This window comes from Pseudomonas sp. OV546, assembly GCF_900116845.1.
Classification (GTDB): domain Bacteria; phylum Pseudomonadota; class Gammaproteobacteria; order Pseudomonadales; family Pseudomonadaceae; genus Aquipseudomonas; species Aquipseudomonas petroselini.
The window spans coordinates 534,124-548,514 of record NZ_FPCE01000001.1 but is presented as its reverse complement, the minus strand read 5'-3'; the positions used below and the strand labels follow the sequence as shown (position 1 = coordinate 548,514).

At 53.7% G+C, this 14,391-nt stretch carries 10 protein-coding genes; 7 read left to right on the top strand and 3 right to left on the bottom strand.

The features are described 5' to 3' along the window. Positions 1-982 precede the first annotated feature (982 nt). On the top strand, positions 983-1,234 hold the full coding sequence (locus BM403_RS02570; RefSeq protein WP_139114557.1) for a hypothetical protein: 252 nt from the start codon (positions 983-985) through the stop codon (positions 1,232-1,234). A gap of 406 nt (positions 1,235-1,640) precedes the next feature. Here BM403_RS02570 and BM403_RS02565 read toward each other — a convergent pair whose 3' ends face one another. Beyond that, a complete protein-coding gene (locus BM403_RS02565) occupies positions 1,641-2,336 on the bottom strand; it encodes a hypothetical protein (protein WP_093541927.1) in 696 nt (231 codons plus the stop codon). Between the two features lie 1,452 nt (positions 2,337-3,788). Then, positions 3,789-4,700: a site-specific integrase gene (locus BM403_RS02560; RefSeq protein ID WP_065873485.1), complete on the bottom strand. Its 912-nt coding sequence runs from the start codon at positions 4,698-4,700 to the stop codon at positions 3,789-3,791. A 174-nt stretch (positions 4,701-4,874) separates the two neighbouring features. Here BM403_RS02560 and BM403_RS02555 point away from each other — a divergent pair, with 174 nt between their 5' ends. Beyond that, positions 4,875-5,849: a DNA-binding protein gene (locus BM403_RS02555; protein WP_093541446.1), complete on the top strand. Its 975-nt coding sequence runs from the start codon at positions 4,875-4,877 to the stop codon at positions 5,847-5,849. A gap of 347 nt (positions 5,850-6,196) precedes the next feature. Here BM403_RS02555 and BM403_RS31310 read toward each other — a convergent pair whose 3' ends face one another. Then, on the bottom strand, positions 6,197-6,529 hold the full coding sequence (locus BM403_RS31310; RefSeq protein ID WP_139113208.1) for a hypothetical protein: 333 nt from the start codon (positions 6,527-6,529) through the stop codon (positions 6,197-6,199). 1,140 nt (positions 6,530-7,669) lie between these two features. Here BM403_RS31310 and BM403_RS32430 point away from each other — a divergent pair. The 5 genes from BM403_RS32430 to BM403_RS02525 all read left to right on the top strand — a co-directional run bounded on the left by BM403_RS32430 (position 7,670) and on the right by BM403_RS02525 (position 14,242). Beyond that, entirely contained in the window at positions 7,670-8,512 is an 843-nt protein-coding gene (locus BM403_RS32430) for a BPSL0761 family protein (RefSeq protein ID WP_065873488.1), read from the top strand. Between the two features lie 206 nt (positions 8,513-8,718). Continuing rightward, positions 8,719-9,354, top strand: coding sequence for a hypothetical protein (locus BM403_RS02540; protein ID WP_065873489.1), 636 nt, complete (start codon positions 8,719-8,721; stop codon positions 9,352-9,354). Beyond that, positions 9,344-11,215 (top strand): hypothetical protein, encoded by a 1,872-nt coding sequence (locus BM403_RS02535; RefSeq protein WP_065890728.1) that lies wholly within the window; start codon positions 9,344-9,346, stop codon positions 11,213-11,215. Before BM403_RS02540 ends, BM403_RS02535 begins: the two co-directional genes overlap by 11 nt. After that, positions 11,205-12,158, top strand: coding sequence for a TniB family NTP-binding protein (locus BM403_RS02530; RefSeq protein ID WP_065873491.1), 954 nt, complete (start codon positions 11,205-11,207; stop codon positions 12,156-12,158). The genes BM403_RS02535 and BM403_RS02530 overlap by 11 nt, the downstream gene beginning before the upstream one ends. Then, positions 12,155-14,242, top strand: coding sequence for a TniQ family protein (locus tag BM403_RS02525; RefSeq protein ID WP_083207199.1), 2,088 nt, complete (start codon positions 12,155-12,157; stop codon positions 14,240-14,242). Before BM403_RS02530 ends, BM403_RS02525 begins: the two co-directional genes overlap by 4 nt. Positions 14,243-14,391: the final 149 nt, after the last annotated feature.

Sequence of the window (14,391 nt, the reverse complement as noted above, 5' to 3'; positions counted from 1 at the left end):
TGCTCGTCAAAACCCTGAAGTGCGTCCCGAGCACGGTGGCCCGGAAAAAAAGTGTCACCGGTTACTCAATCGGGGGGTTCGAAGGCGCCAGCGACAGCTTTTATTTATTTCCGACAGACTTTATTTCGTACCTTCACTTCGATCGCTCATAGAGAACTCACAATGGTGCTTTCCCGCAAAACATAATGTTAGTAATGTCGATTTGAACGTCGTAAGAATGCAAATGGGAGATCGCCAATCACCCTTCAAAAATCGCAAGCCGCTTTCTCGTTGCAGACACGATGACACACTGGTGCTGTCCAGGGGTTTCAATGGGAATGGACTCTTCAATGATTTTAGAAAATTAAAGCTGTCTCAAGAAAATTATGGCCGTCGCAGGAGTCAACGAGGGTCACCCACCTCGGCTCCTGTCACGCCTCTGATTCTAACTTCCCACGACCTTCCTGCCTGTCTTGGCGAGCGCCTGATAACGCGAATTCAGAACGACGAATCTTTACGTTCGCATGCTAAACGAAACCCGTTCATCCAAAATCTTGTTCTCGACAAAAAAGTTGCAGAAAGTTTATCACGCTGTAATTGGAGCTCTAGGCAGGTAAAATTAATTTTTGATCATCTCGGCTGGCACGGATGCTTTGGCTTTCAACAGACTACTTCGTCAACATACTAACCATCCCTTGAAAGCTGCTTTTAAGTCAAGATTCAACCATTCATTTTCAGCTCGTGATTACTTATTCATATACGAGAAGCTCGACAGAGCGTCGGAGCAGAGCGCTTACTTCCCTGCCTGCGCCGACGAGGTTCGCCAAAATCTGGGATACACGTATTGGCGTCGCTTTCTTCCTGAGGTTAAAGTGTGGGCTAAGCACAATGTTGAATTGCTGAAGAAATGTCAGTTTTGCGACAAGCCCTTTGCAGAGAGGGGCATGCCGTGAGCGTCATGTGGGCAGGGTGCTCCGGACGCCACCTAGGCGAGGTAAGGCACGTGATGAACCTCGACCCGGGCGCACTGCGTTTGGCACAATTCCTCGTTAAGCTCTGTCGGGCGAATCAGCTTATTTACATAGATGCAGCAGCGGCAGTTATTGAGCAGGAGCTAATCAATAATCGCGCGACCAATCTTGCCGCTCAGAAGGACTTCGCGAATGTGGCTAAGTTTCAGCACTATATTGAACTCTGCCGTCTGGACGATATGGACGAAATGTCGAGACTACCCGAAAACAGAAAGCCCAAGTGAGAGATGCAATCGGGCGGATTGTGATGGCGCTTTATACTTGATATGGCCCTAACTCTTTGTCAATGCTACACGACTTCTGCGGACTGAGCGGTATCGTGGAACATGTTTTGGATGCGTCGTGCCTGTCTAAGGTATACGAGGGCGCCGAAGAAGCAGCCCTCGCACAGATGCACTTCGTACTGCGCACCCTCGTATGACGCGCCGTAACCTCAGTAGGCCAATAGAACCCCGTACTCGACGTTGCCGCTGTCTAGGCGCATGGAGCAATCGCACACGTCGGTCGCAACGTACGTCGGTGACTACGCCGCCCCCCATGCGGCTCGTGATTTTCATCGGGCAGGCCCTCATCTTCTCGTTTTATGAGATTTGTGAGCCGTGCTCGACTTGACGCCTGAGGCACGACCGGTCAACGGCTGTCGGGTGGGGAGGAGCCACGCCTTGGTTTGCTCTTAGTGCGCTTTCGAGGTTTGCGTTCAGCAGCGGCGAGCACTCTGTCTGGCGCGAGCGCGAGCAGGGCCTTTGGTGCTATCCCGCCAAGCGTCGAATTTTCGGACTGAAACCATGCAGCTATTGACCATGCGTTCATCCTGGCGCTCAGGATTGAGAGCGTCTTATGAAGGCTTTCGATTGGCCGGTAGCCGTTCGTGCCATCCAACCCATAAATAGGGAAGAAATCGACTTTGCCAGGCCGTAGTGAAAAAATCCGCCCATCAGCGAGCATCTGATCGGGATCAACGACCACCTCGTGACTGCTGGCGGATGCCAGCTGAAGCCACTGCCCTCGTGAAATCCAGTCCCCGCTCTCGAAGATCCCGGAGCGGATGGTGCCTTGAGCTACACCCTTGTCCAGAAGCGATCGAGGGATTGATTCTGCCGGGAGGAAGCAGTCGATGATGATATCGAGCACCTTTTGTGAATAATCTGCGAGGCGCCACTCAAAGAGCTCGTTGAACATCTGTAAGCCGGCTAAATAGGCCTCGATTGTGCTATCTGAATTGGCTTCAATCGAGATAGTGGCATGCAGAGCTACACTGCCTTCTGATGTACCTGAGGGAGCATGAGGCTCGCGCTGGGTACGAATATGTGCGAATGGTACCGTCATGTTCATCTCCCGGATGGAGCTGTGTGGGCCTTTGCCTGAGTTATGCCGCTTATTGCCAACTGTGGGAAAGAGCCTATCCGCGAGATCACTGGCGTGCCGAGCGTACAAAGCCACTGTGCCTGCCGCTGGCTTCTGACCCGGTACGAATGCACCCACTCGTCCTTGGGTAATTTTCAGTATATTCAGAAATTGTTGACTCACCCTGCCGGCGTCGAAGTGCTCGACCAGCGGCCACGACGGTACAGAAATGCTACTCCAGATTTCGACCACTAGTTCATGTAGCCGTCAGGGCCGAGATGCCGCAGCATCAATTCGACCAGCGAGGTAGAAAATGAAGGGGCGCCGTAAAGTCAGAACAGATAAGTGGCTGATGCAAGATCAGTTCATCAAAGCTGCCAGGGCCACCCTGGCTTCTAAACCCAATGTTGGGCGTTTTATCAACGCTGCGGCACAAGCGGAGGTTGACGAACCTATTGGGATACTCGCTGGCAGTCGAAGGGCTGCTGAGGGATCGTCAAAACGTCATGACGATCAGAAATGACCGCTGCCTCTCTAAGTCCCGTCATTTCTCCGCAACCACAGCCCTAACCAGTCAGAGCTCCCAGCGCGGCGCGAGATATTGGGATCAACCGCCCACCAACCGCGGGCACGCTTGAATATACGTTAAGGCCGCGTCGGTTCGGGTTGCGACAGTTTTGCGTTTCCTCCACGAGAGGCTATAGGCCGCGAAACACGGTACCCTTCCGCAAAATTTTAATTCTCTAAATTCATCGAGGTTGGAAACGTCCGAGCGGCCCGGATGCACGCCTGCACCGGCTGCGACAATTGCATCTGGTCGCCCATCAGGACGATGTTTCGCACAGCCACGCCCATCGCGACCGAATTCGCCACACTTACCCGAGGAGATTTTGCCCTGGCGCTTGAGCACTTTGCCGAGCATGAACCAGAGCCGAGCTGGTTTTTCTACTTGACCGAAGGTGCTCATTGTTCCCACTGGCTATACGTCCTCCACCTCATGCAAATCCTAGCAATCCTGCACGTAAACGTGCGCCAGCATGTAGCGCTCAACCTTACCGTTCAAAGCGCTCGCCCTGCTGTACGGCTATGTCGGGGCAATTCCTGTTGTACTGGCGGAATGCAGATCGCACAAGCTGGCGGCCGAACCTGAATTGTGAGACCACTATTCAAGATCGTCCCCTTGGTTGGGATTACTGGGGTCGGAGATGGAATTGAAGTTAATGGCCGCAGGAATGCCAGACGTCCTCGCCATGGCACCTGCCGATGCGTTGAAGCGAGCTCGTCAGTAATACCGCCGGCATCTCTTTGCACTTACCGGATGGCGCGAGCTTAATACATCGCGGCCGACAGGCCGTGATTGATCAAGGCGATCAGGGTGCGCGGCGCCAGTACCGGTGAGAAAAATTCGCATCGGCTACCGCCCCGGTGGCGGTCTCACTCACGCCGCCACTCACCAAACGGCGCGTGTCCATCGATGTAGCGGGTGGCTGACTGAACGTCGCGCCAGCCCACATAATCCATCAGTGCCTTGGTCCCCCAGGCATTGCGGCTGGCCCACGTGGCGAACCCGCGGCGCAGCGAATGGCTGCTGTAGCGTTCGCCGTCGAGACCGTTGCGGGCGAACGCCAGGCGTAACAGACGTGAGATGCTGTTCGGGTTCAGCCCCGTCGCCCGGATATGGCCCCAGCGATCGATCGCCCGGAACACCGGCCCCTGTTCGAAACCGCTCTGCGCCAGCCAATCCTCATAAGCCTGAACCGGACACAAGCGTTTCAACGCCGGCAAGGTGAAGGTCCGGCCACGATGACTGCGATCGGTCTTGCCGCTGCCCAGGAACAGCTCCAGCCCCTGCCCGGCGTCCAGCCGAACATGCTCCACCTGCAAGCGACACAGGTCGTCCGCGCGAAAAGCGCGCCAGAAGCCCATCAGGACCAGGGCCTGATCGCGATAGGCGCGCAGGCGAACACTTGCGTCTTCGCTGTTCCGCTGCGCCTGTAAAGCCTCGATACAAGCCTCCAGCGCATTGAGTTGCAGCGCGCGGGCCTGCTTGACCGGCTGCGGGTGCTCGGCCTGGATCCCGCGCAGGACGTCGCGCACCTGCGGCAGCTTAGTAGGATCGACAAAGCCGTGTTGTTGGTGCCACTGGGCCAGGGCGGCCAGGTGGGTGCGCAGCGTGCCGACCGACAGCTGCTCGGCGTGCCCTGCCAGATAACGCACCACGCTATCACCGGACGCCGGCAGCAGTCCGCCCCACTCCTGTTCATAATGTTCGAGCGCTCGCTGGTAGCGACGCTCGGTGCTCGCTCGGCGCGCCGCCTTGAGATAACGGTCAGTTGCAGAACTCATCTCGCACTTCTCATTGCATACCGCCGCGTGGGCATGAAAGGCGAAAACCGCTTATCACGTTTGAGAATTCAGGATTCTCGAACCCCAGTCTGTCCGATTTCTAGGTGTGGGCGTCACGGTTGTACACGTGTACATCCATACTGCTTGAACGGTACGAAAAAATCGGAGCAAGCCATGGCCCGTTCTGGAATCAACAAAGCGCAGGTTCAGTGCGCGCGCGATGCCTTGCTGGCGCGCGGCTTGGTACCGAGCATTGAGGCGGTGCGGACCGAACTGGGTCACACCGGCTCTAAGACCACCATAAATCGCTACCTGCGTGAGCTGGCGGACGCCGAGCCGCAGCCGCCACGGGTAAGCCTATCCGAGGAACTACAAGCATTCATTCAGAGTGTAGCTGCACGGCTGGCCCGCGAGGCACAGGATAGTGTGGCCGCGGATCGCGCCCGCCTCGAGCACCAACAGGCGGCCTATCAGCAACAGCGCGCAGTGGACAGTGCGCGCTTTGAGCAATTGCAAATCGCTCATACCGCCCAAGGCGACGAATACCGCGTATTGAGTCAGCGCGAGGTGGAACTCAATAGCCAATTACAGCGCATTGAAGGTGAACGGCAGCGTCTGGAGGAAGCCTGCCGGCAACAGGTAAAACTGCTCGAGGAGCGGCTAGGGCAAATCCGATCACTGGAAATGAAGCACCAGCAGGCCCGGGAGGCCATGAGTCACTACCGCGAGCAGCATCAGATCCAGCGTCAGGAAGAGCTGCAACGTCATGCTGAACAGATGGGCCAAGCTCAGATAGAGATGCGTGGTCTGCGCGAGCAACTGACGGTGCGCCAAGAAGAACTGACCCAGTTATATCGGGATCTTGAGCGCACGAATAGTGCGCACGGACACCTCCAACAACAGTTGCGTCAGCTCGAACGTCAAGTGGCCCTCACCCAGCAGCAACGGGTCAGCCAAGATGCCGCTCTGGCCAAGTCTCGCCAGGACGGCGAAACCATGGCGAGTGATCTCGCAGCCCAGCACGAGAAGGCAAAGTATTACCTGTTGGCGCATCGTCAAGATCAGCGGCTGATTCGTGCTCAGGCCAAGCAAATAAACCGTCTGCAGGCTTTCATGCACCTGGCCCAGATTGACCACCCGGGCCCATGAAGGTTTTGAGAAGGGCCATCAGAAGCTGCTCAGCAAGGGGCTATTACAGGTAGCGTACAGAGTAATCTCAGAGAGGCTCAGTGCCACGGATCTTCGAGCTCTCCCCTTCCGCGCATATTCTGATGCAATGTTTGATCGCCAGTCGGCGCAAGCGTGTGCAGTTATTCGCGCTATCGTTATTCTCCTCCTTCCCCGCCCGCTTAATCGACAGAAGTGGAGCACCTCTGCGAAGTAACATCATTAATTCACCCTTCCACGAACCTAGCCAATCAATGAAGACACCGGGCAAATCTCAGCGGAAGACTCCATGAGCTTTTGGATCTACCCCTGCTATTGCTTGCGTAGCTTCACGCCGGAATACTGATGACCGTGCTCGCCAATTTCGCCGATGCGCGCCTGACCCGCATATACAAATCGGCCGGTTTGTCGACGGAAGTGCCCTCCGCCGCCGAACGCAAGGCATCTACGGTGCAAGAACAAGAGCGCTCGCCCAAGTACCACAGCCACACGATACAGTCGTCGGTCCAACCAGATACCCATCCTTGGCGGATAAGACATTCACCTAAACGGATTTGCCCCTGCAGCAGGTAGTCAAAGGACTGTTCACTGTCCAGCCAATATTTGATATCTCCCAACAGCCCTTGATCCACCAGGATCTTGACTGCGCTCCAGAGCGGCACTGCCAGCTTTCTGTCTGAAGGCCGTATGCACATCAATTCGCAACAAGCCGCGAAGTTCTTGCGTAACCAGCTTCTTTCAAATAGCCATTGTGGAGACTGAGACCGTAGAATCGCCAAGAGTGGAGCTAGGTTATGCCAGTCTGGACAACTGCAGAGCAGAGCGAGCGAGTTCGAGCGAAATATCTCCAGCCCCTCGCCGTCCATGCGCGTGCCGCTGACGATCTCCTCAATGGATCTCTGCCCGCACGAAGGCTTCAACAGCGACCACAGCGATGAATCGAAAACTGCTCGCAGTCCCGAAAATCGCTCATACAGCAGAGTTCGAGAAGGCTCAGAGGCGACGGCCCCGATGAACCGGCGTCTCCACAACCTGAGTAGTTCAGGAGGGGTTGCCTCACCAGGGAGAACGGTCCTGTCCAATGTAGCCTCACAGCCAGCCACTTCCCGAGAATCGCTAGCGCAGCCATACGCCTCGGCGACCGAAATCGAGAACGCGATCGCACGCGCGCGTCTGATCTCGGAGGTATCCAGACGGCTATCCCTCATGAGCAGCCTCCTCTTAGAAACAGGATGGTTAGGCGACTACATCCGCTTGCGATCCGTCCAGCATGTAGCAGCACTACAAATAATGTAGTCCGGCTACACCGCTCTGCAAGCGAGGCCGATACCAGAAAATTTTCAATGGGGCAGATAACACATGCGAAGATTTATATATTTATTAACTAATTGATTTTGTTGAAAACAATATCATCTTAATTGATAGATTTTGCATTCTCGATGGTCTGGAGTTCGGCGTAACCATCAGCGACGATAATGTCCAGCACGGGTTAAAAGTTCCCCAATATTCACGCCGATGAAAGTGGCTAGTGCCGGCAACTTCAGCGTCGCGTGGACCGTGGGACGACTTGGCACGTCTCGTGGCCAATGCGTCGGACGTGAAATATGCACGGGCCGCTAGAGCCATGCTGAGGAGTAACCACCATTCATCGGCGTCACGAAATGGCGCCACAACCGGAGCACACGTCAAGCGGGCTCAACAAAGCATAGCGTCAGACGTGAGCATGCTCGCACTAAGCTCGCACTAACACCGATAACGACTGGGGCTGCGCTTAAGCATCCCTACCGACGGAGGTCGTGGACATGACGATGCCACATGAGCGCACCAGAACTGTAGTCCAGACGGGGGAATTCTTGGCCGAGCTAGCGCAGGACCAGGCACTTCCCTACCGAGTCCGGCAAAACGCAAAATTCCTGCTGCGTCATTACCCGAGCCGTTTCGTCGTTCTCCTGGCGGGCAGGCTTGAAGAGGAAGGCGGATCGATTCTGGAAATTGCTGGACCGATTTTCAGCTCATCTCTGGAAGCCCCGCCACTAAAAGCAGTGCAATCTGTGATCAATGACGTGACAGCAGTCATTACCTTCAAAGCCCCGGGCAGAGTCATGCAGAAAATTTCAGTCAGGATCACGGACGGGCTCGGCCAGGCGACTCTCGACATCTTGGAACAGGTCATTGACGAGGCCAGGTGCCTGATGTCCCAAGGATCAATTTACAAGACGCCGGAGTCCTCCCTGGCGTTATGGGAGCGTGTAGCGTTGGCGCAAGCACAGATCAATCTGCTGAATAATGGTGACTGGATATCCGACCGCGAGCTGGGCACTTTGGCTGAGCTGCCATCGGAAACTGTCCATCTTCAGGTGGAGAAGTGGAAATCCTCCGGACTGATTTTCTATCTGCGTCATTTGGGCACTGATTATTTCCCTAGATACGTTCTCGATGCCAAGAACTCCTATCGACCTCTCACGGGACTTGCTCCGGTGATCACGGCGCTGATCCCTATCGAGGATAACTGGCGATTGGCCTTCTGGTTCGACACGCCCTGTAGCGCACTCGGTGGTCAGCGCCCTAAAGACCGCATTCAAATTGCCCCGCAGGACGTATTGAAAGCCGCAAAAGCAAAGCGATCGGACAGCGTGCCGGATTGAAGCGGCCAAACTACCTGGCAGCGATCATTCAGGCGCCAAGGCAGTTCATGGGTATGGGAGAGAATTATTCAGGCTTGAAATGCGGTAAGCAACACAAGGAGTGTGGCGGTTACGCCCCTCTGAGAGAACTACATGTGGCGGTGAACAGGCCGATTGTTGGACGGCAACGTATTAAAGATGACTGATCTAGGATCAGGAGAATGGTCATGGGCAAGCCAATCGAAGTCAGGAAAGTCGCAGCAAAAAATGGCTATGGCAAACACCTGCTATTTTTTCCTTCACGAAAAACTCACTCGCAGGTCATCTGCCACAGCGTTTTAGAGGCCGATTACTGCGTCTTTCTTGAATACGATCCAAACGTTGTCAGCTACTGCAAGCCTGAGCCGCTGCTGGTCACGGTGAACGGTCGCGAGCGCAAGTATCAGCCAGACTTTTGCATTGAAACCGTGGATCAGACTACCTATACCGAAGTGAAGGTCGATTTCAACGAGCTTTCCACACGGGTCAGATCGAAACTGCAGGCTGCTAAATCTTCGATCGAGGCGCTAGGGAGTGAGCTGATATTCGCAGATATAGACAGTATCCGAGCGGGGACGAAGCTGAGAAATCTGAAGTTCCTATACTTCCACTCCTTCAATGTATCCGCGGACGAATTCGGCGGCTGCCAGCGGCTCCTGTCCGTATTGGACTATCCCGTGTCCCTGCGGGCTCTCCTAAGCCACCCTGCCGAAGTACGTGAACGTGCAATTTATCGAGCGATGTTCGAGCGGTTGGTGGAATACGACCTAGGTGAGCGTCTGACGCTGGACTCGTGCATCGTTGGAGAGCGGCATGCCCTTTAGCAACCCCAAGCCCGGGGCGCAGTACAGGCTGGATGGACAAGTCTACGAGATCATCAGCATCAATGATGACGATATCGCGATGTGCTCGCTCATTCATAAGTACCGCCGATTCATCACACGGATACATTTTGCAGATATGGAGCTGAAGGGCAGACTGGTGCTGCATCGACAGGCCGCCATTGATATCGGTCCCTGCGCTCGATGGACCTCACTGCCTGAACATGAGCAGCAACGAGCTACGCGCCATCGAGCCTATGTGGATGCCTGCCTGACTGAACTGGGTGGCAGCCTTCCTCAGGAAGCCGCAAAAGAGATGATTGCGCAAGTCGCAGCCCGGATCGGCGATCAACATCCACCGGGGGTGTCCAGCGTATGGCGGTGGAAAAGGCGCTATCTCGTCGGTGACCTAGAACCAATTGCTCTCGCTCGACAAAAACCCAGACGACGGCGCAAGAGGCTAGCGGCTGGGGCCGAGGAGTTAATCGACCATTACATCGACACGGTGTACCTCAAACCTGAGCGGCCATCGCTGACACACGCCTACAAGCTGCTTCTGGGTCACATCCTCCACGACAACAAGGAACGCCTTCGCTCCGGAGGCAACCCCCAGAAGCCTCCCTCATACGCCACTTTTCGTCGCAGGGCGCTCGCGATGGATCGTTACTACGTCACATCACGAAGAGAGGGCAAGAAGGCTGCCAGGCGGTTGAACAAGGCTAGCGGGAAGCTGTTCATTGATGATGACCCTTACGCTTGCACCGTTTTTGACAGCCATGATCTCAATGTCATGGTCAAGGATAAAAAGACCGGAACGGTGGGCCGCGCGGTCCTGTCGGCGCATCTGGTTCCGGCCACCAGGGAAGTTTCGGGTTGGGATATCTCGCTCGGAACACCCAGTGCAGAAAAGATGATGCGCGCCACCATCCGGGCAATTCTTGCTAACGGCAAAATGGCCGGCATCGTGTCTGATCACGGTTCGGAAATTTTGAACGTGTGGGGGATTACCACCTTCGACAAACTGGGCATCGATCCGGACTTCGTTCCGGTGGGAGAACCAGACGCTAAATTGATCGAGCGGTTTAACGGTACCGTTAGCGTCGGCTTTTCAAACAACTTGCCGGGCACCACAAAATCCTCGCCGACCGAACGCGGGGATTATGCCTCTGAAGAATACGCCTGCTTGGACCTTGAACAGCTTCGTACATCCTTCGAAATGTGGTTGAAGGCGTATCACAACACTTGGCAGGACGACCTATGCGCGAGCCCTGCGCTGAAAAAAGAACAGCTAAGCACCAGCGCCCTGCCTGCCGAGCGCTATGACGAAGAAGAGCTCAAGCAACACTGCCTGAGCCGATGGGAGTACCGGCTCACGGGTGGCCGTGTCGTCAGCCATCATCTTTCTTGGCACGGTGTAGGTTTGCCCGAAATCAGGCAGCGGCTCAAAAAAAATCAGAAAGCGATCGTGCGCTACAACCCCTGCGACTTGGGGAAAGTCTGGGTCGCCCATCCAGACACACCCGAGGACTGGCGCGAGGCGATCGCCGACAGGCCCGAGTATCAAAATGACCTTACTTTGGGTGATCACGAGCTGGTCGTGGCAAAACTGCTGGCGGAGAAGAAAGCTTTTAATACCGACGATGCATTGATTGCCTTGTATGAACTGGCCGACTACATAGAGGACTGCAAAAAAGCCACCAATAAGAAACACAAAACCACCGCATCATCGTCTGTCTTTACTGAGTCGGATGAACGATCAAATACCACAGACATCCGCCAGCCTCGTGACGCCGCTGGACTGAAGGATGAAGAGGATTTTGAGAGCGTATACACCCAACGAGGGGATACCGGTGATGATCCCTGAAACCAGGACTAAGCTGAAAATGTTGGCTAGCCTCACTATCCTACATCCCGGGTACAGTGCAGCACTCGAGACTATCCATCGTGCCATTGATCTAGGCGAAGCAATTGGGGATAGCTGCGGGTCAATCCTGCTGGGGGATCCAGGAACTGGTAAAAGCCGGATTTGCGACCAGCTTATATCAGAATATCCCCGGAAGCATTTTGTCGACCTGGACGGCGACAAGCAGAGAATCATACCGGTTTTTTACTGCAGGGTGCCTAACGACTCTACGGTCAAATCGCTCATGACTAGCGCGCTCAGGGAATTTAGCGACCACAGGGAGTATCGGTCTCACGAAGCTCTTGAGCATTGCCTCTTGCATAATCTCAAGAGTTGCCAGACTCAGTTGGTGATAATGGATGAATGGCAGCACCTCTATCGGACTGAAACGGACAGAGCCATAAAATATGCGGCCGAGTTCGCCAAAACGCTTATGGACGCTTTTGGCCGACCTATTTTATTCGTTGGCGAACAACGGTATGAATATGCCTTCAACTGCCATAGCGCTTTAGCCGATCGCTGCCCCTATAGAGCACACCTCTACCCTTTTACCCTAGCAACACTAGAAAGCCAAAAAATATTTACAAAAATTATCAGGGCCTATGAGCGACTCCTAAGACGAGAGCTAGGGTTTGAAGAGGTGCCGGAGATGACTGACGAAAAGTTGGTCCTCGCATTCTATACAGCCACTGGCGGAAACTTTCGCGGACTCTTCAACATCCTCAAAGAATCCGTCATAACAGCTTTGCGCCGGGACAATAGCATTTTCTCCATGGACGACTTGATCGTTGGATGCGGCGCGGTCGAGGTCAAATCACGGCTTACAACTAAGAACTCTTTTACACTAGGCATTGGCGAGCTTAAAAAAATTATCGCACAAAAGTCCAAAGGTAAGATGCAATGAATCAGCTGAACTATTATCCTTTGCCCAAACCTCAAGAAAGCGCTATATCGCTGATTTTCCGTTGTGCAGCGGGTAATGGTATTTCAACGGCGCACCTGCTTGTGGAAGCGAGCACGGATGGGCGAGCCGTTAAAAAGGCGCGCGCACTGTGGCAAGGCTTTGGCCCATGTGAGCTCCTAACAAGTTATGACGGCCTCTCTAGTGAGGAGGCGGAAGCAATCAGATCATGCTTCTACAGATCCGTACGCCACGATAAGTATCCTTATGTGGAAGTAGCAGGTATAGCCTTCCCATCGCCCCTACTGAGACAGCATCTTGCGCTCTGTCCTGGCTGTGCAAGGGATGGCTACCTGAACCATATGCACATATTTACCTTCAATGAAACCTGTCCAGCTCATGGTGAGCGCTACATAACTCAATGTCCTAATTGCAAAAAACCATTAAACTGGCCCGAACTCAGCGACTATATCTGCCCATGCAAGTTCGATCTGAGAGAAACACCGACAACCGAATTCAACACTCAAACGTCGAGGCTCATCAGCAACGCCGTAGAAGCAAAAAATGAGCATTTCTTTACTCTGCTATTAGCAGCGATCGCTGCCATGCGATTCTTGCATACCGTTGATAATCGTCCTTTGATCATAGATCACTGCGCACGAATAGCTACCGGAAACAAAACCCTATTCTTCCGAGAAATGGATAGAATTCAAGAACATTTTCCCAGCTTGCACAGACGAGCCATTCTGGCGCCGCTCATCCTGAGTGACAATGTGATACTCGGCGAGTATGCCATGGAGTATTTGTTCCGGAGTTCCCAAACTCAGCCTATGAGCCATCCATTTCAGTGCCTATGTGGGCAGTTAAGTTACACTGGAAAGGAGCTGAGCTTTATCCTAAACACCCACAACATTGTTCAAACGAAGGGGCGGGATTTGTCGCTGAATGCTGTGGCCCTTGCCGAAAATGAACCGGCGTCTCAGCAACGCTACCAATGCCATGAATTGTGCAAACTTCTTCATAGCCAGAGGGATCTTCAGTGGGATAATGAGGACCTCCCTGGCGAACCAGGTGAAAGCTTTGATCTGCTCGGTTTAAAGTCGGCTGCAGTTTTCTTGGACACCACCACAAGCATTGTTCGCGCGCTCATCACTTCAGGACTACTGAAAGGTCATTCAGTATCTCATCCCAATGGATGGAGGACTTCACTAGAGTCTCTGCAGAAGTTCGGCCAAAAATACGCGCTGAGATCTGAAATAGTACGCAGGAGTGGTCTCGAAGGTGGGAGCCTGAAAAAGTTACTTACGGGACTTGCCCCCATGTCAATCAACATCACTCGATTTGGAAGCAGGCTACTGATTTACCAGCGAAAGCACCTTTCAGAAGAAATGAGATTGCGACTGGATAAAAAAGACCTCGCTTTTTTGCAGCCGCTGCTACCTGCGGATGGCTTGTTGTCATTTAAAACAGTGGAAAAAAATCTGAATCTCGATACTAAGGATGTCAGGGAACTTCGGGAAGCTGGGATTTTATTGACGGCTCCCTGTATTGGCAACAGGGGGGCGAGAAGCGAACGCTGCACTGCTGAGGGAGTACAGCTCGCAACCGAATGGCGCAAACAGCATCTGTCCGTATCTGAGTTATCAAAAATAACTGGATATAGTACGCGAACTATTCACATGAGATATCTGGATACCGGTGCGATTCCGTTCATTAAGCTTAATGCCTATTTCATGCACGTCGATTCTGCAAAAATTATCGAAAAGCACTTAAACTTGTATATTACTTGGAGCGATCTCTGCTCGATGACGGGAATGGGGGTAGGAGCTTTAAATTCGTTCCTCGAAAAAAAATTACTTATTCCGCTGACACCAGAGCACGCAGATGCTGTCAAGGGACTGATCCTTTTCAAAGCCAATGAGGCCAAGCAGTTTGTTACGGAACATTGTAACAAGAAATTCAGGGAGGTTCGGAGACCCACTCCTCGTTATGTGACCGCGAGACGTCCTGACTTTAAGACCTCTCTGAGCACCCCTGAGCAGCTCGATGTAATCGTTCGCACCTGCTGCTTCTCCCTCCGCTCATAACGTACTGGAAAGGGCTAAGAACGTGCCCTACGGTTCTTGATCATTATCAGTAAGGGACCGGCAAACCCACCTTCCGACCCCGGCCAACCAATAAGGGCAATTGTGTCCGCGTAATTTTATGCGGACACAACTACCCTTAATGTCAGGAT